The sequence below is a fragment of the Paenibacillus sp. MT124 genome (assembly GCF_058792755.1).
This window is the reverse complement of the sequence record NZ_CM179500.1, coordinates 561,177-580,084: the sequence shown is the minus strand read 5'-3', so window position 1 is coordinate 580,084 and position 18,908 is coordinate 561,177. Positions and strand designations below refer to the sequence as shown.

The window sequence follows — 18,908 nt, the reverse complement described above, 5'->3', positions numbered from 1 at the left end:
ATTCGCATAAAAAAATGTTCCTTCTCCCCTCCATGGGATTAGGAACATTAAGATTTTGTGCAGGTCTTCACCTGCTAGTTAATGACACCAAACGATTTATTCACCTAAGCTTGTCAGCAGGCCCAACAATACTGCCAGGTTCAAAATTCCCGCTGTATGATCCGGGGCATGTCCAATCTCTTTGAATACACCTGTCATGAAACGCTTATGCTCTTCTGCAGGTTCTTCAAACCGATCGTAGGTCACCACAGAATCCACCGTATCCACAATTAGAGGCACATATCCACCTTTATACGGCACGACAATAATACGCGTAGAAGCATCGTCTTCTTTATCCGGCATACCCAGCAGAACCCGCAGACTAACGACGGAAACCACCTTGCCGTACAAAGAGCCAAAGCCTCTGATCTCCGGACTGCCGAACGGAACCGTTGTCACGGGAATCATTCTGATAATCTCATGTACTTCCTCAATGCGAAGCGCGAAAAACTGATCTCCAACTGTAAAATTAATGTATTGAACTTGAGCTTCCTCATTCATAGTTGTCCCCATACCCTCTCACTTTTAAAGGTTACTTGGTGTATCGGCTATTTTCCACGAAATATTTAGAGCTTCACTGATTTTGGCGGCTCTCGCCTATTTCTTTGCTCTTTAAACAATCAAGCCCCTACTTGCCATGAAAAATAGTGCCCAGTCAGTCGTTTCAATACGAAAGATAAATAAGATCGATGTAAACTAACGAATGTAAACTACATCAAAAAGACCAGAGATTGGCTATATGCCAAATCTCTGGTCTTTTTTGCACGTGACACTGTGGATAACTATACATATCGGCTGAAGAGAGTGAAATTCACGCCAAAATGATCAAGTTATACCCCGTTTGTGGATAAGTTGTGCACATATTGCACACAGTTTGTGGATAAATGGGCATAAGTATGTGGATATACAACAATTTGATGTGGACATGTTGTGTACTTGTTTGTAAATCTCACGTAAAACCTTAAACATCTACTTCATTTATGCATCATTGTGGACACACTGTGGATTGCAGCAGTCTTTATCTCTGATTAATTAACCAGTTCGCCTTGTCTCATAATCAACCTGTCATCAATATAGACATCAGGCTTCTGCACTACTGCATCGATATGCACTCCTGCCGCAATCGTGCCTCCGAAGGTGTTGTTACTGCCAAAGGCAACGTGGATCGTTCCATACACCTTCTCATCTTCCAGAACGACTCCCGTAATTCGCGCCTTATTGTTGGTGCCAATACCAAATTCGCCGAGATAACGGCCATCCTCATCACCCAGCATCGTCAGCAGCTGCTGTCCATCCGGACCCTCAGCCGAGACCAGCCGGCCTTTTTCTACCTTCAAAGTCATCGGTTCACGAAGTGCTCCAATTCCCGCAACAGATCCATCTACGACAATGCTGCCTTCACCTATTCCTTCAATCGGTGCAATGTAGGCCTCCCCTGAAGGCAAATTGCCCGATTCACCAGGGTTCAAATACATCCCTGTGCTGGGTACTCCGCTTCGATCCTTGATGGAGAAGGACAGACTGTGCCCTTCCTTTTCGATCCGGACCTGGCTTCCCCCAGTTAATAAAGCAGTGACCTTCTCGGTCAGTGCCTTCACCTGCGGATATTCGGCTGTAATGGCACCATTCATGAACATATCCTCTGTCATGCCAGGCATGGTTGCGACACGTGTACCTGATGCAGCGGCCTGTTTCCGAGCCTGTGTATGGGTTAAGGAGTATCTTGTCACACATACGGCTACATCGGCTTGGATCATGGCTTGTGCAATTGGTGCAGGCGGTTCTTCCCCGGATCTGCTGCGTTCCGCCATAATCATCAGCACAGATTCCGCTCCAAGTGCTTTCCCCGCTTCATAAATGGATTCTGCGAGTTCCCTTTTGGCATCATCTGCCACAACCACGAGATTTTCTCCCTCACGCAGACCCAGACATTCGGTTAATACATTTTTACTAATTTCCACACGCTGCTGATTCATTTCACTAATCTCTCCTGTCATTGGTAAAACCCTTTATAGTTCTAGACGCTTAAATGAAGCCTTTGGGCAATCTGTAGGGGAATCCTGCACATTCCCACCTCGGACTGAAATTTAAAATCAATGTTTCGAATCCGCCCATTTGACGAGAATTGCAGCCGTTTCCTGGTATTGAAAGACCGGAAAGTAGTGTCCATAAGGGACATCGATTCGTTTACACTGTGGATTCAACTCCTCAGGGTAATGATAGTCCGTATCTTCTCCAGCCCATACCACCAATGTACTATTGGCGATGTCTGCCCGATTCCACGTGCTCCCTCCAAACGTGGAGGTGCTGCTTTTTATTTTGCCGGAGTAAATCCATCGTAGCAAGTCAGCATGTGCTCCCGCGATTCGGGGGGACTGCAGACTGGACCTGATTCTTTCAGCCAGTGCAGATGCCGTAATGCTTCCTTCAGCTTGAGTGCTGTATGGATTTAACATGTGCCGCCAGCTTTTTTCCGACCTTCGGCTGAGGAGGGTACGTATTATTCCTCTGGGCAAGCGGGAGATCCACCGCAGCATGTTTGGATTCGTATTGTGAGCGACAGGCTGAAGCAAGCCAAGACGGATATCCATTCGTCCGCTGCGCTGCATCGCCGCAGATGCAATCGCTGCACCTATGGAATGGCCTACCAGCTTCATCGGACCTTCAAACTTGCCAATGGCCGTAACCAGTTCATCCACCTGGCCGTCAAAGGCCTCCTCCCCTTGATGTACAGCGGAACGTCCGAACCCTGCCAGGTCGACAAGCCAAACCGGGTTTCCAGTCAGCTGATGGAGCTCTTCTCCCAAAGGAAGCATTTCATCCGCGCAATTCAGCATTCCATGCACGATCAGCCACGGTTCACCTTCGCCCTCCCAGCCTAGCGCTGCCAGGTTTCCTATCCGGGTTCGAGTCCAACCGGAAGAGAGATTTTCGTAAGGTTGAAGGCTCAGGCGATAATCCAGATCCGCCGTAACCGATGGAAGCTGCTCCCGGATATCGGGCCATGTTTGACCCATGCGTTTAAATAAATCTTCCGTCTCTTCCACATGCCATATTCTGTCTGTAATAAAGGAAACGGATTCCACAGGGACACCGCTGATCCGCGCCCCTCCTGATCTCATTGCGAATTGCATCCAGGATAGGGGTACAGCCCATTTGGGCTTCGGCACGTCCAGCTGCTTCGCAAGAAGATGAAGAAGTTCCTTCATATTGGGACTGGCTTCCTTGCGTGCCAGAAGTGGATAGGTCCCGCCTGTTGGGACCGCCTCTTTGGCCAGGAAGACCAGAGTCCGCCCCACCACATCATTCTCCACTAGCGGTAACCAATAAGACGAACCTCCGGGTACAACGGGCATAAGTCTTTTTTGCATCGCCTGGATGAGCAGCCCGATACCGCCTGTTTGCTCAGTCTCACCTGTGGGGCGCGGTCCAACGACTGTGCTTGGGTTTACAACGGACAATGGATACTGATTCTTTACAGCATGCTCACGAAGGTACAGATCGGCGTGGAACTTCATTTCTTCATATGCACTTTCATTCGGGGCCACCTTGCCAGTGGGGATGTCTTCACCTTTCTCATTACGCAGGCCATAGGGACTCATGAATCCAACGACGTGAATGAAATGCCTCAGACCTCTTATCTGCTGAATCTCTTCAGCCAGCCCGGCAACCTCTCGCGCTCCATTCATGAATATCTGTTCCGCCACTTTACGCCCCAGGGTGACATCCATCGTTCCTCCAGCATGAATAATGACGTCTGCTTCCAGCACGCGCCTACGATCTGCTGCAGTAAGACCAAGTCCCTCCACCGATAAATCTCCTTGTACAAACGTAATTCTGCTGAAATCCGATATTCCGTATGAAGTCAGGCCTTGCCTGGCTTTGGATTCTGAACGGACAAGCAGCAGCAATTGCAGATTTTCATCGACCAGCTGCTTCACTGCCTCCTTACCAATAAATCCGGTGCTACCTGTCATAAAAATAATGGATGCAGCCATTGAGTCCACCTTATGGGTAAGCATCTGGTCAGTTGTTTTTAAGTATGTAGAATTTACGTTCATTATTCTTCCCTCCTAATTAGAACTAAATGGTACTAATTTAATCCAAAAAAAGAGCTTCGCTTAACGAAGCATCTGACAAAATGTACGTGCCGTTTGTTCTATAATCCCGGTATCCCGCGCGGTCTCAGCCAGAACCAGAGATCCTTCCAGTGCGGCGACAAACAGCGAAGAAACCGCCCCTGCATCCATGCCTTCACGGAATTCTCCACTGTCCACCCCCTGCTGAAACAGCTTCTCGATCATGGGCTGCAATTCCCGGAAGAATCGGGAGATACTGGCCTTCACGTCGGGGGCACTAGCGGGTGTCTGCATATAGAGCGTTATAAAAGGACAGCTGCCTTCGAAATTGCGCCCTTCAATGCCTGCCGATAACGTGGCTATAAACGAGTTAACGCGCTCTTCGACGCTTCTTTCCCTCTGACTGAGCAATACATAGACTTGTGACTCATACTGGGCGATCCAGTATTGTACCACTGCCTGAAGCAGTTCCTCCTTATTTTTAAAATGATAATAAATATTGGACTTGGACACCCCGCTCGCCCGCACAACTTCATCCATGCTGACATAGCTGTATCCCTGACGCAAAAATAACTGCGCTGCCACTTCAATCGCCTTGGTCCGGTTAACCGGATTGGCACTTCTCGGTTTGGCAGAACCTGAGCTTGATGTTTGATTTGTCATATTTAGAACTATATAGTACTAAATACTTCATTGCAAGCTTTCTTTTTGCAGAATAGGATACGAGCCATGACTTATACACAGCTCTCATCCATATGTAGACACTTATGCACAAAGGATATCCACATATAGTATCAAGTACTAGGCTAAAGTTTTAGCTTACCTATTTATATTCATTGTTGTTATCCACAATCGAAATACAGATAGCCATTTTATCCTTTCCGGATGGTTCTCAAAATAAAAAAATAGGCCAACCAGAACGATATTCTGGCTGACCTATTGAATGAGTCATGGTAGTGGATTGTCGAACGGAATTAGATGGCCTGTGGATATTGTTTTCTGTGGATAACATTTAGTGATACTGGTCCATCTCCTATCTCCACTTACGTATAAACGTCATTCTGAAATTTTTACTTTTTCAGACTGTCCCAGTTTTGCTGCAAGGCATCAAGCAATCCGGCTTTATCCGATTTGCCTGCCACATATGCCTGGATGGTGCTGCCGTACTCCTGTGGAACACCTTCCGGGAAGCGGTTGAAGTTCCAGCTTAACGTTTTGTTTTCCTGACTGTACTTCATGATCTCTGTCGCCAGATCGCCCAAATCCTCTTCCGAGGCCTGAATGGAGCTGAACGCCGGGATAAATTTGAACTCTTTGGTCATGTACTGTTTCCCGATATCCGATGTTACGAGCCATTCCAGGAATTCCTTCGCTTCTGGCTTCACTTGCGAGTTTTTGTTTACAACCCAATAGTTAGGTACGCCTACAAACAATTTATCATTCGGTTCATTCGTAATTGGCATCGGCAGAATACCGAGATTCAGGTCGGGGTTGATTCCATCAATCTGCACTTGAGTCCAGTTCCCTTGCTGCATCATCGCTGCTTCTCCGCTTGCAAACAGGGTTACCTGTGTATTGTAGTCGGTAGTAAGTGGGTTTTTGTTGCTGTATTTCAGCGTTAAATCGAGCAGGTTCATCCAATCTGTGAACACTTGGTTGCCCGGAATTTTCTCTGTACCTTCATTTAGGCCTTGAATGAATTTTACCGGATCTGCCTGATTTGCAAATGCAACGTTTACGTTATGATTGCCAAGCACCCACCACTCCTGATATCCGTTCGAAAACGGTGTAATGCCGGCTGCCTGAAGCTTCTGAGCTGCCTGATCCAACTGTTCCAGCGTTGTTGGAATTTCAGTAATGCCTGCCTTTTCAAAAAGGTCTTTGTTATAAATGAATCCGTAGCCTTCCAGTGCCAGCGGCTGTCCATAGAGCTTACCGTCTTTGGTCATTGGCTCTTTGGCCACTTCAAGCACATCCTTGGCCCAAGCTTCACCCGACAGGTCTTCCAGATATTCAAGCCAAGTGTCCAGTTCGCGGTATCCGCCAACGTTGAAAATGTCCGGCTGTTCGCCTGCGGCAAATTTGGCTTTCAGTGCTGCACCGTAGTCACTGCCGCCACCAACCGTCTGAATGTCCAGCTTGATGCCTGGATGCGAGGATTCATATTCTGCCTTAAGGCGGTTAAGCGCTTCCGCAATTTCGACTTTGAATTGAAAGATTTTGATGGTTTTGTCCCCTGCAGCAGTGTCTCCTCCGCCCGTTTGAGCATCCGTATTGACCGGACTGCCGCTTTTGTCCCCGTTGCCACAACCTGCGAGCATTACCGAAAAAGCAATCAGCATGAGCAACGTCAACTTTGTCATTCTTTTCATACATACACTCTCCCTATAGTAGTTTCTGTTTTCTGTTTACCAATTTGTTGGTTTGATTCAGGCACATGGGCGCAGGCAGCGTCTAACGAACTGAGCGCATACTATCTGGCTTTGTTTGTTCAGGTTTGCGGTTTAACGAATTATAGAGACGTTATTTGAGATTTTTTTGGGTTCTGATGCTTGTTGATATCTAAATAACGTTACTGGGGTTCGTTAATCTTTGCATGCCCTGATTACTCACCTTTTAAGATGCGCTAGGTTCGTTTAGAATTTCGCCCCTAAAGTAATCATTCTTTTTCTGCCAAAAGGAAGTTCCCCTCTTGGCCTTACTCATTCTAGCTTTACATCTTTTAGTTTTTGGCCCTTTCCATTCAGGAGTCAGGCCCAGGTTATGCGGGCAAGACTCCTTATGCCCACCTCCGTGCGAGGTGGGAGCAAAGGGATCATGATACGCTGGAAAAGCGAAGCGTTCGCCTTTGATACTCGGTGGCTTCCTTCCCCCCCCCATTCAATCAGGCTACCGAGGAGCAACAGCGATTGAAAGCGTACATGAAACCGACAGCGACCTTATCCCTCGCACTTTCCATGATCCCGGAGCAACCTACTCTCGCACCTACCCCTTAACTGATCCAGCGGTAATGCCCTGAATAATGTACTTCTGCATCAGCAGGAAGAAGATAATGATTGGCATGATGCCCAGCACCAGGGCAGGCAGTGCCAGATCCCATTGCTTCGTATATTGACCGAACAGCGCAAAGGTCGCAATCGGGATCGTACGCAGGTTGGAACTCTGCAAGATCAGGGATGGCAGCAGATAGTCATTCCAGATCCAGAGGGTGTTCAGGATAATGACCGTGACATACATCGGCTTCATGAGCGGGAAGACAATTCGGAAGAATACCCCGTATACGGAGCTGCCATCCACCCGGGCGGCTTCTTCAATCTCAACCGGGACCGATTTAACGAACCCGTGGAACAGGAACACCGACATGGGTGCACCAAATCCGAGATAACAGATAATTAATCCTCCCAGACTGTCGATCAGGCCAAGATTACTGGTTACCGTAACGAGAGGAATCATGATAGACTGAAACGGAATCACCATGGCGGCAATGAACATGCCGAACAGAATTCGGTTGAACCGGGTATCACTGCGAACCATTCGGTATGCAGCCATGGAGCTGATCAATACAAGCAGCAGATTGCTGACCACTGTAACGATAAGCGAGTTCATCAGTGCCGAAGGGAATTTGATTTTCTCCCAGGCGTTTGCATAGTTGCCCCATTGGAAGACTTCCGGCCATGCTGCCGAATTGGTAAGCAGGTCACCAAATGTTTTGACCGAATTGACAAACAGGAAGTAGAACGGAACCAGGAACAGAAGTCCAATCAGTACCATGATGATCTCGGTTATGATCGTACTGAAGCGGTAGTTTTTTGTCGTTTCCATCTATGCCTCTACCTCCTTGCTCTTCGTCAGACGGACCTGAATCATCGTAATGATCGCAACGATCACGAAGAAAATGAGTGCTTTTGCCGTACCAATGCCGTAACGGTTGTTCACGAATGCCTCGTTGTAAATGTTGAGTGCAACGGACTCCGTTGATCCAAACGGTCCACCTTTGGTCAGTGACAGATTGAGATCAAACATTTTGAATGACCAGGAGATCGCCAGGAACAGACAGATCGTTACCCCAGGCATAATGAGCGGTAGAATGATGCTCCGCAGTACCTGCCAGCGGCTTGCTCCATCAATTTCAGCGGCTTCCAGCAGATCCGGCGACACATTGGTCAGGGACGAGATGTAGATGACCATCAGATACCCTGCGGTCTGCCAGACAAATACAATGACGATTCCCCAGAAGGCGGTCGGCTCGTCTCCCAGCCAAGGGAGGTTGAAGAAGGACCAGCCGGTCACGTCGCCAACTGCTGAAAACCCTTTCACAAATATGAACTGCCAGATAAAGCCGAGCAACAGTCCACCAATCACGTTAGGCATAAAAAAGATCGTGCGCAGAATGTTTCTCGTCTTAAGCGGTTTGGTCAGGAAGTACGCCAGGAAAAAACCGATGATATTGGTTAATACTACACCGACCACCGTAAAACGTACCGTGAACCAGAACGCTGTTTGGAACTTGGGATCATTCGCAAAAATATGAAGAAAGTTGTCGAACCCTACCCAATTGATATTCTCTGACACCCCGTTCCAATCTGTAAAGGAGTAATACATTCCCAGCAGGAAAGGGACCACGATGATGAGAATAAAGAACACGATGGAGGGACCCACGAACACCAGCTGCTGTAACAGCTGCGAAGATTTGCGATGCTTCATATCGTTCTCCCCTTCTATAGATGGATGGAATTGGTCTCTTTTTCTATTAAACCCCAATATTCCGGTTGGAAACACTGACCCTCGTGAACAGTTGGGTGTAAAATATTGTCCTCTCTTATCCTGCAACCAGAAGGGGTGTCCCAATGTCAAAATACTACAGCATTCGCACCAAGTTAATCGCTTTCATGCTCATAGCCACCACACTTCCCCTGCTGGCTTCCATCAGCATGACATTCATCCAGACCAAAACAGCCCTGCGCGAGCAGGCCGTTGCCGAGAACAAACGTCTCATCTATCAGGCTTCCACCAACCTCAACAACTATGTGGATAATGTGGCGCGAGCATCACTTGCCGTATACAGTGACCCTAATTTCCTACGTAATCTGGCAAAAATACCTGGCGATTATCGCGCTGTAGCAGAGGTGTATACAACGCTGCAGACCATTCGCTCAGCTGTACCGGATGTGTTCCAGCTCTATTTGCACTCGTTTGCAGCCAATCAATCTACCTTAATTATGAGCCCTTTTCCAAAGCGGGAGGAACGCAAACAGGCCTATTCCGATACCCTCCATGGAAAAACAGGTGGTGAGAGCCCGGATATATGGGTAGAATCAGCACATATGAGTCATACTTACGGCTTCAAGGCAGCTTCCGCCGATGATCCTGCACGAACAGTAATTACATTACATCGTGTAATCAAGGATGTTCCATCAACCGAGCGTCTGGGGGTGCTCGCCATAGACTTGAACATGGATACCATAGCGGCCATCTGCAGCAGGCTGTACGATCCGGAGAAGGAACAAATCTATGTCGTGGATGGTCAGAATCAGATCATATACCAAGGTCGTTCTGAGATCAGTGGAACAGATCAATTAAGGCAGGAAGCATCCAGGGAGCTTGATGCAGCACGGACCGGAACGGGAACAAGCAGCACCGCTGCAGGACATTTTGAACAAGAGCATTCCATGTATGTCTATCAACAAATGGGCAGCACCTTTGCCGACTGGACGATCATCAAACAAATTCCGAATGAGACGCTATATGCCAGGGCTACCACACTGACATGGAATAATGCCATGATTGCCATTGCTGCGCTTCTGCTCGTTATCGTGGCTACCCTGTTTATCTCGATCCGCATAACCGGACCACTCAAGCAATTAATGCGTTATATGAATCAGATTCAGGCGGGACGTCTGCATGTGGACATACGGCTTAAGAGCCAGGATGAGATTGGAGTACTTGCACGTCATTTCCGGGATATGATGGATACGGTAAATAACCTGATTTTGCGAGAATACCGACTGGAGATTGCCAACAAAACCAACCAGCTCAAAGCATTACAGGCGCAGATCCATCCACATTTTCTATACAATACATTGCAATCCATAGGCACACTCGCCCTCCAGCATCAAGGGCAGCGGGTGTACGTGCTCCTCTCCTCCCTCTCCAAAATGCTGCGTTACAGCATGCGGGACCAAACTCGTGTCACCTTGCGAGAGGAAGCCGAGCATGCAAGGTTGTATCTGGAACTTCAACAGGAGCGGTTTGGCGACCGCCTTGAGGTACAACTTGATTTTGCCGAAGATACATTACGCACCGAACTGCCGAGAATGACCCTGCAGCCATTGATTGAAAATTATTTCAAGCATGGGGCGGATGTCCAGCCAGGTAAAGGATTCATTCGTATAAGCAGTCGCAGGACATCTGACCACTGGATTGAAATTCAACTGGAGAATAACGGACCTCCCATACCAGAGGAGAAGTTGTCCGAGATTCAGGGATGGCTAAGTCTGATTCACACCTCTTCCGGATTTGCCGCTCAGGATTCCGACCCATCGGAATCCATCGGCCTACGGAATGTGATGCGCAGGCTGCAACTGAACTCTCCGCCGGAGCATACGGCTATGCTGGAGATCAGCAACCTGGAACCAAACGGTGTCATAATTAAGCTCAACATTTACGCGGGGGAGTGAACAACATGAAAGCACTTATTGTTGATGATGAAAAGCACGTCCGCGACGCAATCCGGCTGCTTGGGCATTGGGATGACCTGGGGATAGATACCCTCCTTGAAGCCGCAGACGGTCATGAAGCCGCAGCAGCGATCTCTTCCCACCAACCGGAGATTGTTCTTAGTGACATGCGCATGCCCGGTCAGGATGGCATGGCCCTGCTGGAATGGATATCGGTTCACGCTCCGCAGAGCAAGGTACTGGTTATCAGTGGGTATGACGATTTTGAGCTTGTCCGGCATGCGATTCGCTACGGAGGCATGGATTATCTGCTCAAGCCCGTAGAAGCGGATGAGTTGAATGCCTCCCTATCCAAGGCCGTGAACGCCTGGCAGGAAGAAGAAGCCGTCCGTTTGCAGGCAGCACGCCAGTCCATTGTGGTCAACCGCATGCGTCCCCATTATCATGACAGGCTGCTGACAGAACTTGTCACCGGACGCGGCAATGGGCATGCTCAGATTCAGCGGCTGCGGGATGAGCTGAATCTCCCGGTTAAGGCTGGAAATTGCAATATTGCTGTCACCAGCCTGTCCCATCTGGACGCAGAATGTCTGGCCAAATACCGCAGCCATCCCGATCTGCTTGTATTCTCCGTTCTGAATATTTGCGCCGAGATGTTATCCACACCTGAGGAAGGCGTAGCATTCCGCCACTTGGATCAGCCTGATGAGATCGTATTATTGCATTGGGGAAGCTGTACCGCTCTTGGCCCCTTGCTTGAGAAGATAAACGCTGGATTGCAGCAAACCATCCAGCGCCGGCTTCACTTTGGTGTCTCCGCGTGCGAATCCTATCCTTCCGGTGTTGCGGCTGCCTATCAGGAAGCCAGCCTCCGGTTATGGAGGCGTAATACGCTCCAGAACGCACAAAGATTCCACGATTCTCTAGAGACTTCCTCAGGGAATAATAAAGGGTTACGTTTAAATGCTTATGAAGAATCCATGCGGCTCGCCTCGATTAGTGGGCGTGCTTCCAGTGTAGCCCATGCTGTGGCAGAGTGGATCGAGCCCATAACGCAGCTTCAGATCATCTCCGCCGAACAGGTTCATCAGTGGATGGAAGAAATGGAATGGATCCTTGGGCGGTGGCTTGATGATGCGGCAGACTCTCCGCCAGCAAGCGATGAGGATGCAGTAGAGGAACAGTCTATCCCCTTTGCAGAATTACCACTGGACTCCGAAGGGCTGCTGTCCTTGCCTCTGCTTCGGTCTCTGCTGGAACAGCGACTGCTGGCAGCGGGGAAAGCTCTTACTTTTCACCCTAATACCCATTCTGATCCGATGACTGATATTGCGCGCTACACGGATGCCCATTATCAAGAGGATCTGTCCCTGCAGCAGATCGCTGCACGGTTCTATCTCAGCCGAGAGTATATATCTCGCAAATTCAAACAGCAGTTCGGTTTGAACTGGTCCGAATATCTGGGGAAACTGCGAATCAACAATGCCAAACTGCTCCTGCAGAATCCTTCACTACGGATCGTCAAAATTTCGGAAATGGTTGGATACCAGGACGAGAAGTACTTCAGCAAAGTGTTTAAAAAAATGGAGGGCATCTCACCTGGTGAATACCGTAAAACCTTAACGGAGGCGAATTCCTAGCCATATGAGAAGAGTAATTTTGATTACAGGAATGTCGGGTACCGGTAAGTCAACAGCCTTGGCCGAACTGGCCCGGAAAGGACATCGTGTAGTGGATACCGATTACGGGGAGTGGAGCGAGAACGCAGACGGCACCGGTTGGTTATGGAACGAAGAACGGATCACGGCACTTCTTGCAGGGCATAACGAAGGAGCGCTATTTATTTCAGGTACAGTTTCTAACCAAGGAAAATTTTACCCCCTGTTTGATGCAATTGTCTTATTAAGTGCACCACTTGATGTTATTTTGGAACGAGTATCTTCCCGTCACAACAATCCTTACGGAAAGACTCAGGCTGAACGGGAAGAGATTATTCATTATGTGCATACGGTAGAGCCGCTGCTGCGTGCCGGATCGACGTTTGAGATCGACACGCGCAAATCCATCGAGGAAGTGACCGACGAGCTTGAGCGTATAGCTGCCTCACCTTGTAAGCGAAGCACAACCTAAATGATTATCTCATTTATCTCTTATGAAAAATGAAGGCACCAAACGGATGTAGATTAACTCTCCCGCTAATTCGACAATGGTTTGGGTTACGATGGCTGCAGCAGCTATTGTAGCCCATTCTTCCGGGAGTGCAAGCGCCAGCGGCAGCACGACGAGTGAATTCCGGGTCGCCGAGCTGAAGATCAGCGCACGTCCGGCACCGATGTCCAATCGGAACAGAATTGCCACCAAGCGAGACAGAAATGGCATCAATATCAAAAAAGACACATAAACAGGTATGGCATTCACGACAATATCAAAGTCTGAGTACACCTTGCCAATCTGCGAGGCAACCACCACAATTAACGCCAGTGCCATCATCGGAACTGGCAGCCAGGCTGCTGTATCCATCAGCTTTTCCCCAGCCGCTCTCCCCTTCGACCACACTTGAGTAAGGATTGCCAGGAGTAATGGTATAACAATGAGAACCAGGAATGCTTCTGCAAACGGCCCCACTTTCATCAGCTGGGCTGCCTCTTCCCCGGTCAGTATCCACAAATACAAAGGCAGCAATACCATTTGCACCACGAACAAGATTGGCGTTACAGCCAGCATAAGCTTTTCATTCCCGCGTCCTAGCTGGGTAAAAACAATGACATAATCGATGCATGGGGTTAGCAGCACCAGGTACACGCCGATGAGAACCGCAGGCGATTGCGGGAATATCCACGTTAGCAGCGATACGATCACAGGTACAACGACAAAATTGGCGGCTAAAACAGCACCGATAAACCTGAGATTGGATAACGATTGTTTCAACTGCAAAAAAGGAATCTGTGTAAACATACTGTATAGCAAAATGGCCAGCACGGGTGAAACAGTGTCACGCAAAGCCGATCCCCATTCAGCGTTTCCCAGGCCAATGGCTGCACCAATAAGCAGTGCAACGATATAGAACCAGGTTTGCTGCTTCTCCATGGTCTCTCTTGTAAGCACACTTCATCCTCCTTATTTGGGGCATATTCTTCTTTCATTACGCGTACATTGGACAGAGCATGGATCTGGGAGCAGCAAATACGGGTCATCCATCATGCATCCTGTGAATTTTTTGCGGCTCCTTATTAGAATGTGGAAGAATTGGGTATATTCATTGTAGACTGACCCGTGGTTCATTTATTCTTTTGTAAACCAAGGAGGATGTACAATGTCTCGTAACAATCCGTACAAATGGTTAAACGCGATTGGATTTATCGCAGTTATCGTTGTGAATTACCTGTCGAATTCTCTACCCATCGGCGGGAGAACCAACAAGGAAGTATCCGATATGTATCCCGTGCTGCTTACACCTTCAGGGTACGCCTTCTCCATCTGGGGATTGATCTATCTGCTGCTTGCAGGCTTCGTGATCTATCAGTTTCTTCCGTCATCGTGGAAAAGGGATTCCATCACCCGGCTCGGTTACTGGTTTCTGGCAAGCTGCGTCTTTAACGTAGCTTGGATCTTCGCTTTTCAAAATCTTCAGACAGGCCTCGCCCTGCTTATTATTGTATTGCTTCTGCTGTGCCTGATCATGCTGTATCTCAAAACGCGTGCCATCACCCTCCCAACAACAGCGGAGATTTGGCTGGTTAAACTGCCATTCAGCATCTACCTCGGATGGGTTAGTGTCGCGACCATTATTAATGCAGCTGTTCTATTATACAAAATTGGCTGGGATGGTTTCGGTATCAGCGAACCTACCTGGACGATCATCATGCTCATTGTAGGTCTTGTGCTGGCTGTATTAGTGAGCTTCCCTTATCGGGACAGCATCTACCCGCTTGTATTTACGTGGGCATACATTGCCATCGCACTTAAGCAGAAAGACGTTTCCTCCGTTTATTATACGGCGATTATCCTTGCAATCGTGCTTGCGATCTATGCCGTATATCTCTTCTTCGCCCGTAATCAGGACCGTGATTAAGTGGAAAGAGTCCTTTGTAAACGTCGTTGAAAAAAGCCGATTCCGGTCAACTCATTCGGAATCGGCTTTTTATGTATTGTAACACTCAGAAAAGGGTGCTCCCGTTCTATTTCAGGGCGATAACTTCGATCTCCACAAGCGCATCCTTCGGCAAACGAGCTACTTCAACCGCACTGCGTGCCGGGTAAGGCTGTTCGAAAAATGTGCTGTATACCTCATTCACAGGAACAAAATCGTTCATGTCTTTCAGGAATACAGTCGTTTTTACGACTTTATCCATGCTTGTGCCTGCTGCTTCCAATATTGCTTTTACGTTACTTAAGGACAAGCGGGTCTGTTCCTGAACATTTGCGCCGAACTCTCCCGTTTGGGGATTCAGGCCAAGCTGACCGGATGTATAGACGAAATCACCTGCAGCAACAGCCTGGCTGTATGGACCGATAGCACCTGGAGCCTGATCTGTAGAAATTGGTTTTTTCATGGGCTGGTTCTCCTTCATGTTCTCAAGTTTTGAAGCTTATTATACCATGATCCTCTCCTGCCAAGAAACATCTCAGGAATTCTCTGTTCCAAGTGCATGAATCACTTCATTGGAGTAGACATGGTTGCCTTTGGCCCTGACAAGCGCAATATTAATCATAGCCCTGGCGATGGTTGAAGCATGTATTGCACGATACTTGGCAGCTTTCCCCTTCATCCAGCGATCCATGAACGTCATCAGGCGGGCAGCAAGCTGTTCTCCAACACGCTTTTCTCCGCGGTCACCCAAAATCAGAGAGGGTCTAAAGATATGCAAAGAGCGTAAACCAACCGAGGATAGAGCTTCCTCCATCTCCCCTTTGGTTCGACTGTAAAACACTCCCGAGCCCACATTCGCTCCCATGGAAGAAATCACCAGCATCTGGGACACCCCTTGCTCATTCGCAAGTTTGGCTGCCTCTATCGGATAGTGAAGATCGACCTTGCGGAAATTTTCCTGACTGCCTGCTTTTTTGATCGTCGTGCCCAGACAGCAGTATAAGTCATCCATGGGGTAAAACAAATTCTTGGCGTCTCCCAGTTGATCCCAATCCACCACATACTGTTCAAGCTTGGGATGCTCAAGGTCCAGTCGCTTCCTGACCAAAATACGAACTAATCCATATTCCGGTTGCCGAAGCAAACGATGGACGAGCAGGCTGCCCACCAGACCCGTGGCCCCGATTACAAGGGCCTTTCGCCCGCTAATTTCCATACTCATCCCTCCATTTCATCTGTGATTACGATCTCAGAAGTACCCGGCGTCCCAGCGTAAAAGCAAGAATCAGCATGGTAACACCAATACCTACCTGAAACCCATAGGTAGCCATCCAGGTTAGCGTCTCCGGCCACTCTTCCATTTTCTCATACAACCAACCGCCAATCAGTGGTCCGAGGAACGACGTTACCCCCGTTAAGGCTGAGTAAACGGCGACGAACATCGGTCTCTCACTTTTGGGTGTATCTCCGATCGTAAAGTTGAAGGCCAGCTGGTTAAATCCTCCGACACCGACACCAAGAAAGATATGAGACAAAAAGAGCGCGATCAAAACAGGCATAAACGACATCAAACCCCAGGACAGACAAGAGAGTGCGATGATTGGCAATGTCCAAAATAATAAGGTTTTGTTGCTGAATCGTGCGTTCAGATTACCCCAAATATAGAATCCGGCCATCATGACGATGGTCTGTACCACCGTAATGAGAGAGACCATCTGATAATTAATGTTAAGCAAGTCAAGCATTACATATGAATACAGCGGAACGATCAGAGTCTGAATCCACAACCAAACCGCCAGAAATAGGGCAGCCTTCAGAAAAGACCGATCCTGAAACGGCTTCTTCAGCATCCGCCAGAAAACCGTCTCGGTCGAACGTTCAAAGGGGACATCCGGATAAAAGAAATAGATCACGATATTCGCTATCGCACAGATCCATACCGGAATAAACAGAATCAGGAAGCCCATCTCGCCCGGAAAACGGTCCAAAACGATACCTCCCACAAACAAGCATACGCTTCCAAGTGCATTCAGGATTGTATTCCGAATGCCGAAATAACGTCCCCTCACTTTGGCATGTACGATGTCCCCAATGAGAGAGGTCCAGATCATGCCCCCGATGGTATTGGATATGAACGCAACCGTGTACATTCCAATATAAACGCCTACCCACCACTCTTTCGGGAAGAGAAAGGGAATTAATCCAGTGGCGCTCCACAAGATGCGATGTACTCCAACGAATAACAGCAGCATGCGTTTCCGGCTGCGGATACGCTGCATCCAGAAGGCTGCTCCAATCTGGGCGATATTCACAAACGTGGTTATGGCGAGTACAAAACCGATGTGTCTTGACCCGGCCCCAAGGTACAGCAGAAATCCCGTTAAGAATGGTCCACCCAGCAATGTTTGCAATATAATTGCCGGTACACCCTCCCATGTTGCGATCGATAAGTTGATACGTTGTGTCGAACCCTTGCGACGTTTGCCTGCAAACGAGGGAGGGTTAACCTTGACCATCTTCTGTATGGGGATACACTCCTTAGACCGGGCTGTGACTACCGGTCGATGCTAGTTATCACCACAAATTCTACTCACAGCAAGAGGGTTGTCAACTCATTTTTTCATGGTTTAAGGGAAGGTAAAGCCGGAAGGTGCTTCCCTCGCCTTCAACACTTTCAAGCCGAATTGATCCGTCCAGCAAACGCGCCAAATCCCGGCTGATGGACAGGCCAAGTCCTGTGCCGCCAAATTTGCGGCTGATCGATCCATCGGCTTGTTGGAAAGCTTCGAAAATGGAGTGATGCTTATCTGCAGGAATGCCGATTCCCGTGTCTTTGACCGAGAAAACCAGCCATTTCCCCGAACGTTCAGGCTCGTCCACTTGTTCGGTGCTTACCGTCAATTGTACGGCTCCCTTATGCGTAAACTTGATGGCATTGGACATCAGATTACGCAAAATTTGCTGCACACGCTGTGGGTCAGACCACATGGTCTCCGGTGCGTCAGGCGATTTCTCCATCAGCAGCTGAATTCCTTTTTTCTCCGCCACCAACTGGAAGTGACTCATTACATCTTCAACGAGCTGCGACACACTAAAATCCTCATAAACGATATCAAGCCGCCCAGCCTCGACTTTTGACAAATCCAGAATATCGTTAATCAACGTAAGCAGCTCTTGGCCGGAATGGTCTATCATCGCCGCAAACCGAGCAATATCCTCCTGGTCCATCGTATCGCTGTTTTCACTAATCATCTGGGCAAAGTTAATCACACTGTTGAGCGGTGTTCGCAGCTCATGCGACATGTTGGCGAGAAATTCGGACTTGTACTGCGAAGCCAGCATCAACTGCTTGGCTCGCTCTTCCAGTACAATTTTGGCCCTCTGCAGCTCTTCCTTCTGCTCAGACAATAAGCGGTTGGTACTTTGGATAAGCAGAATCCGATTCTGTTCATTCTGGAAATCCCGCAGGATAAAAGCAAAAATAAGACTAAGTAAAATACCGGTAGGAAGCGTGTAGGGCATAATATGGGAGAAAAAATACGTTGGAGGAAAGACGCCAAGCAGCGCAATGTTGATGCTGTTGACGACATTGACGATCACGATAACCAGCACGCCCTTGATAATGAGTCTGTAGTCACTGCGTCTCATCCATATATTTAACCCTGCACATAACACTCCAAGGATCGCCATGTTGCCCAGAGCCGCCAGCGTAGCCTCATTGATGCCAAAGGTTAATCGGGACAAGCCAATCCCGGCACCAATAATAATCAAACTGTATGACTGCCTGAAGGTCAGAACAGCAATGATTAATGGGACAAACCGGAGATCAAAAATCACTTCATCCGTTAGCTGAAAGCCAAATACCGTACTGATCCAACCCGCAAAAATAAGAACAAGCACGGAGCTCCATTGTTTAAATCTGGAGGAAGCACGTATCACAATGTATTTATAGAACACACTAGCCAGATAGGCTATGGTGATGAGCATCCCCATATTTAATACGAACATCTTAGAAAATTGCAT

Annotated in this window: 16 protein-coding genes; 4 read left to right on the top strand and 12 right to left on the bottom strand. The window is 48.3% G+C overall.

What is annotated here, in order from left to right; translation table 11 throughout:
• Positions 1-96: 96 nt before the first annotated feature.
• From AC3RCI_RS02795 to AC3RCI_RS02765, 7 genes are all read right to left on the bottom strand, one after another.
• A complete protein-coding gene (locus AC3RCI_RS02795) occupies positions 97-540 on the bottom strand; it encodes a chemotaxis protein CheW (RefSeq protein WP_336783700.1) in 444 nt (147 codons plus the stop codon).
• A 527-nt stretch (positions 541-1,067) separates the two neighbouring features.
• Positions 1,068-2,015 (bottom strand): aminopeptidase, encoded by a 948-nt coding sequence (locus AC3RCI_RS02790; protein WP_492527482.1) that lies wholly within the window; start codon positions 2,013-2,015, stop codon positions 1,068-1,070.
• 117 nt (positions 2,016-2,132) lie between these two features.
• On the bottom strand, positions 2,133-4,100 hold the full coding sequence (locus tag AC3RCI_RS02785; RefSeq protein ID WP_492527481.1) for an alpha/beta fold hydrolase: 1,968 nt from the start codon (positions 4,098-4,100) through the stop codon (positions 2,133-2,135).
• Positions 4,101-4,160: 60 nt separating this feature from the next.
• The gene (locus tag AC3RCI_RS02780; RefSeq protein WP_492527480.1) at positions 4,161-4,781 is read right to left on the bottom strand and encodes a TetR/AcrR family transcriptional regulator; all 621 of its coding nucleotides are present in this window, start codon (positions 4,779-4,781) and stop codon (positions 4,161-4,163) included.
• A gap of 407 nt (positions 4,782-5,188) precedes the next feature.
• Positions 5,189-6,490: an ABC transporter substrate-binding protein gene (locus AC3RCI_RS02775; RefSeq protein ID WP_492527479.1), complete on the bottom strand. Its 1,302-nt coding sequence runs from the start codon at positions 6,488-6,490 to the stop codon at positions 5,189-5,191.
• Positions 6,491-7,103: 613 nt separating this feature from the next.
• Positions 7,104-7,940, bottom strand: a complete 837-nt coding sequence (locus AC3RCI_RS02770) for a carbohydrate ABC transporter permease (protein WP_095291844.1) — start codon at positions 7,938-7,940, stop codon at positions 7,104-7,106.
• The gene (locus tag AC3RCI_RS02765; protein ID WP_095361509.1) at positions 7,941-8,822 is read right to left on the bottom strand and encodes a carbohydrate ABC transporter permease; all 882 of its coding nucleotides are present in this window, start codon (positions 8,820-8,822) and stop codon (positions 7,941-7,943) included. It abuts the gene before it with no gap.
• A 143-nt stretch (positions 8,823-8,965) separates the two neighbouring features.
• Between AC3RCI_RS02765 and AC3RCI_RS02760 the strand changes: the two genes are divergently transcribed.
• From AC3RCI_RS02760 to AC3RCI_RS02750, 3 genes are read left to right on the top strand one after another with little or no spacing between them, the layout of a single operon-like run.
• A complete protein-coding gene (locus tag AC3RCI_RS02760) occupies positions 8,966-10,795 on the top strand; it encodes a cache domain-containing sensor histidine kinase (RefSeq protein WP_336783704.1) in 1,830 nt (609 codons plus the stop codon).
• Between the two features lie 5 nt (positions 10,796-10,800).
• Positions 10,801-12,435 (top strand): response regulator, encoded by a 1,635-nt coding sequence (locus tag AC3RCI_RS02755; RefSeq protein ID WP_492472353.1) that lies wholly within the window; start codon positions 10,801-10,803, stop codon positions 12,433-12,435.
• Positions 12,436-12,439: 4 nt separating this feature from the next.
• Positions 12,440-12,925 (top strand): AAA family ATPase, encoded by a 486-nt coding sequence (locus AC3RCI_RS02750; protein ID WP_492527478.1) that lies wholly within the window; start codon positions 12,440-12,442, stop codon positions 12,923-12,925.
• A 9-nt stretch (positions 12,926-12,934) separates the two neighbouring features.
• On the opposite strand, the gene AC3RCI_RS02745 is transcribed toward AC3RCI_RS02750, so the two are convergent.
• A complete protein-coding gene (locus tag AC3RCI_RS02745; RefSeq protein WP_336783883.1) occupies positions 12,935-13,882 on the bottom strand; it encodes an arsenic resistance protein in 948 nt (315 codons plus the stop codon).
• Between the two features lie 226 nt (positions 13,883-14,108).
• Between AC3RCI_RS02745 and AC3RCI_RS02740 the strand changes: the two genes are divergently transcribed.
• Positions 14,109-14,867 (top strand): TspO-related membrane protein, encoded by a 759-nt coding sequence (locus AC3RCI_RS02740; protein ID WP_336783707.1) that lies wholly within the window; start codon positions 14,109-14,111, stop codon positions 14,865-14,867.
• A gap of 106 nt (positions 14,868-14,973) precedes the next feature.
• On the opposite strand, the gene AC3RCI_RS02735 is transcribed toward AC3RCI_RS02740, so the two are convergent.
• From AC3RCI_RS02735 to AC3RCI_RS02720, 4 genes are all read right to left on the bottom strand, one after another.
• A complete protein-coding gene (locus tag AC3RCI_RS02735; RefSeq protein WP_127539207.1) occupies positions 14,974-15,348 on the bottom strand; it encodes a RidA family protein in 375 nt (124 codons plus the stop codon).
• A gap of 72 nt (positions 15,349-15,420) precedes the next feature.
• Positions 15,421-16,101: an oxidoreductase gene (locus tag AC3RCI_RS02730; protein ID WP_492527477.1), complete on the bottom strand. Its 681-nt coding sequence runs from the start codon at positions 16,099-16,101 to the stop codon at positions 15,421-15,423.
• A gap of 25 nt (positions 16,102-16,126) precedes the next feature.
• The gene (locus AC3RCI_RS02725; RefSeq protein WP_336783884.1) at positions 16,127-17,287 is read right to left on the bottom strand and encodes an MFS transporter; all 1,161 of its coding nucleotides are present in this window, start codon (positions 17,285-17,287) and stop codon (positions 16,127-16,129) included.
• A gap of 205 nt (positions 17,288-17,492) precedes the next feature.
• Complete coding sequence (locus AC3RCI_RS02720) at positions 17,493-18,908, bottom strand: sensor histidine kinase (RefSeq protein WP_336783709.1); 1,416 nt, start codon at positions 18,906-18,908, stop codon at positions 17,493-17,495.

Excerpts from the sequence above, each read along its gene's own strand:
- AC3RCI_RS02735 (WP_127539207.1), bottom strand. The coding sequence starts at position 15,348 with ATGAAAAAACCAATTTCTACAGATCAGGCTCCAGGTGCTATCGGTCCA.
- AC3RCI_RS02750 (WP_492527478.1), top strand. The coding sequence starts at position 12,440 with ATGAGAAGAGTAATTTTGATTACAGGAATGTCGGGTACCGGTAAGTCA.
- AC3RCI_RS02760 (WP_336783704.1), top strand. The coding sequence starts at position 8,966 with ATGTCAAAATACTACAGCATTCGCACCAAGTTAATCGCTTTCATGCTC.
- AC3RCI_RS02780 (WP_492527480.1), bottom strand. The coding sequence starts at position 4,781 with ATGACAAATCAAACATCAAGCTCAGGTTCTGCCAAACCGAGAAGTGCC.
- AC3RCI_RS02765 (WP_095361509.1), bottom strand. The coding sequence starts at position 8,822 with ATGAAGCATCGCAAATCTTCGCAGCTGTTACAGCAGCTGGTGTTCGTG.
- AC3RCI_RS02785 (WP_492527481.1), bottom strand. The coding sequence starts at position 4,100 with ATGAACGTAAATTCTACATACTTAAAAACAACTGACCAGATGCTTACC.
- AC3RCI_RS02770 (WP_095291844.1), bottom strand. The coding sequence starts at position 7,940 with ATGGAAACGACAAAAAACTACCGCTTCAGTACGATCATAACCGAGATC.
- AC3RCI_RS02790 (WP_492527482.1), bottom strand. The coding sequence starts at position 2,015 with ATGAATCAGCAGCGTGTGGAAATTAGTAAAAATGTATTAACCGAATGT.
- AC3RCI_RS02730 (WP_492527477.1), bottom strand. The coding sequence starts at position 16,101 with ATGGAAATTAGCGGGCGAAAGGCCCTTGTAATCGGGGCCACGGGTCTG.
- AC3RCI_RS02775 (WP_492527479.1), bottom strand. The coding sequence starts at position 6,490 with ATGAAAAGAATGACAAAGTTGACGTTGCTCATGCTGATTGCTTTTTCG.
- AC3RCI_RS02745 (WP_336783883.1), bottom strand. The coding sequence starts at position 13,882 with ATGGAGAAGCAGCAAACCTGGTTCTATATCGTTGCACTGCTTATTGGT.
- AC3RCI_RS02740 (WP_336783707.1), top strand. The coding sequence starts at position 14,109 with ATGTCTCGTAACAATCCGTACAAATGGTTAAACGCGATTGGATTTATC.
- AC3RCI_RS02755 (WP_492472353.1), top strand. The coding sequence starts at position 10,801 with ATGAAAGCACTTATTGTTGATGATGAAAAGCACGTCCGCGACGCAATC.
- AC3RCI_RS02720 (WP_336783709.1), bottom strand. The coding sequence starts at position 18,908 with ATGCAATTTTCTAAGATGTTCGTATTAAATATGGGGATGCTCATCACC.
- AC3RCI_RS02795 (WP_336783700.1), bottom strand. The coding sequence starts at position 540 with ATGAATGAGGAAGCTCAAGTTCAATACATTAATTTTACAGTTGGAGAT.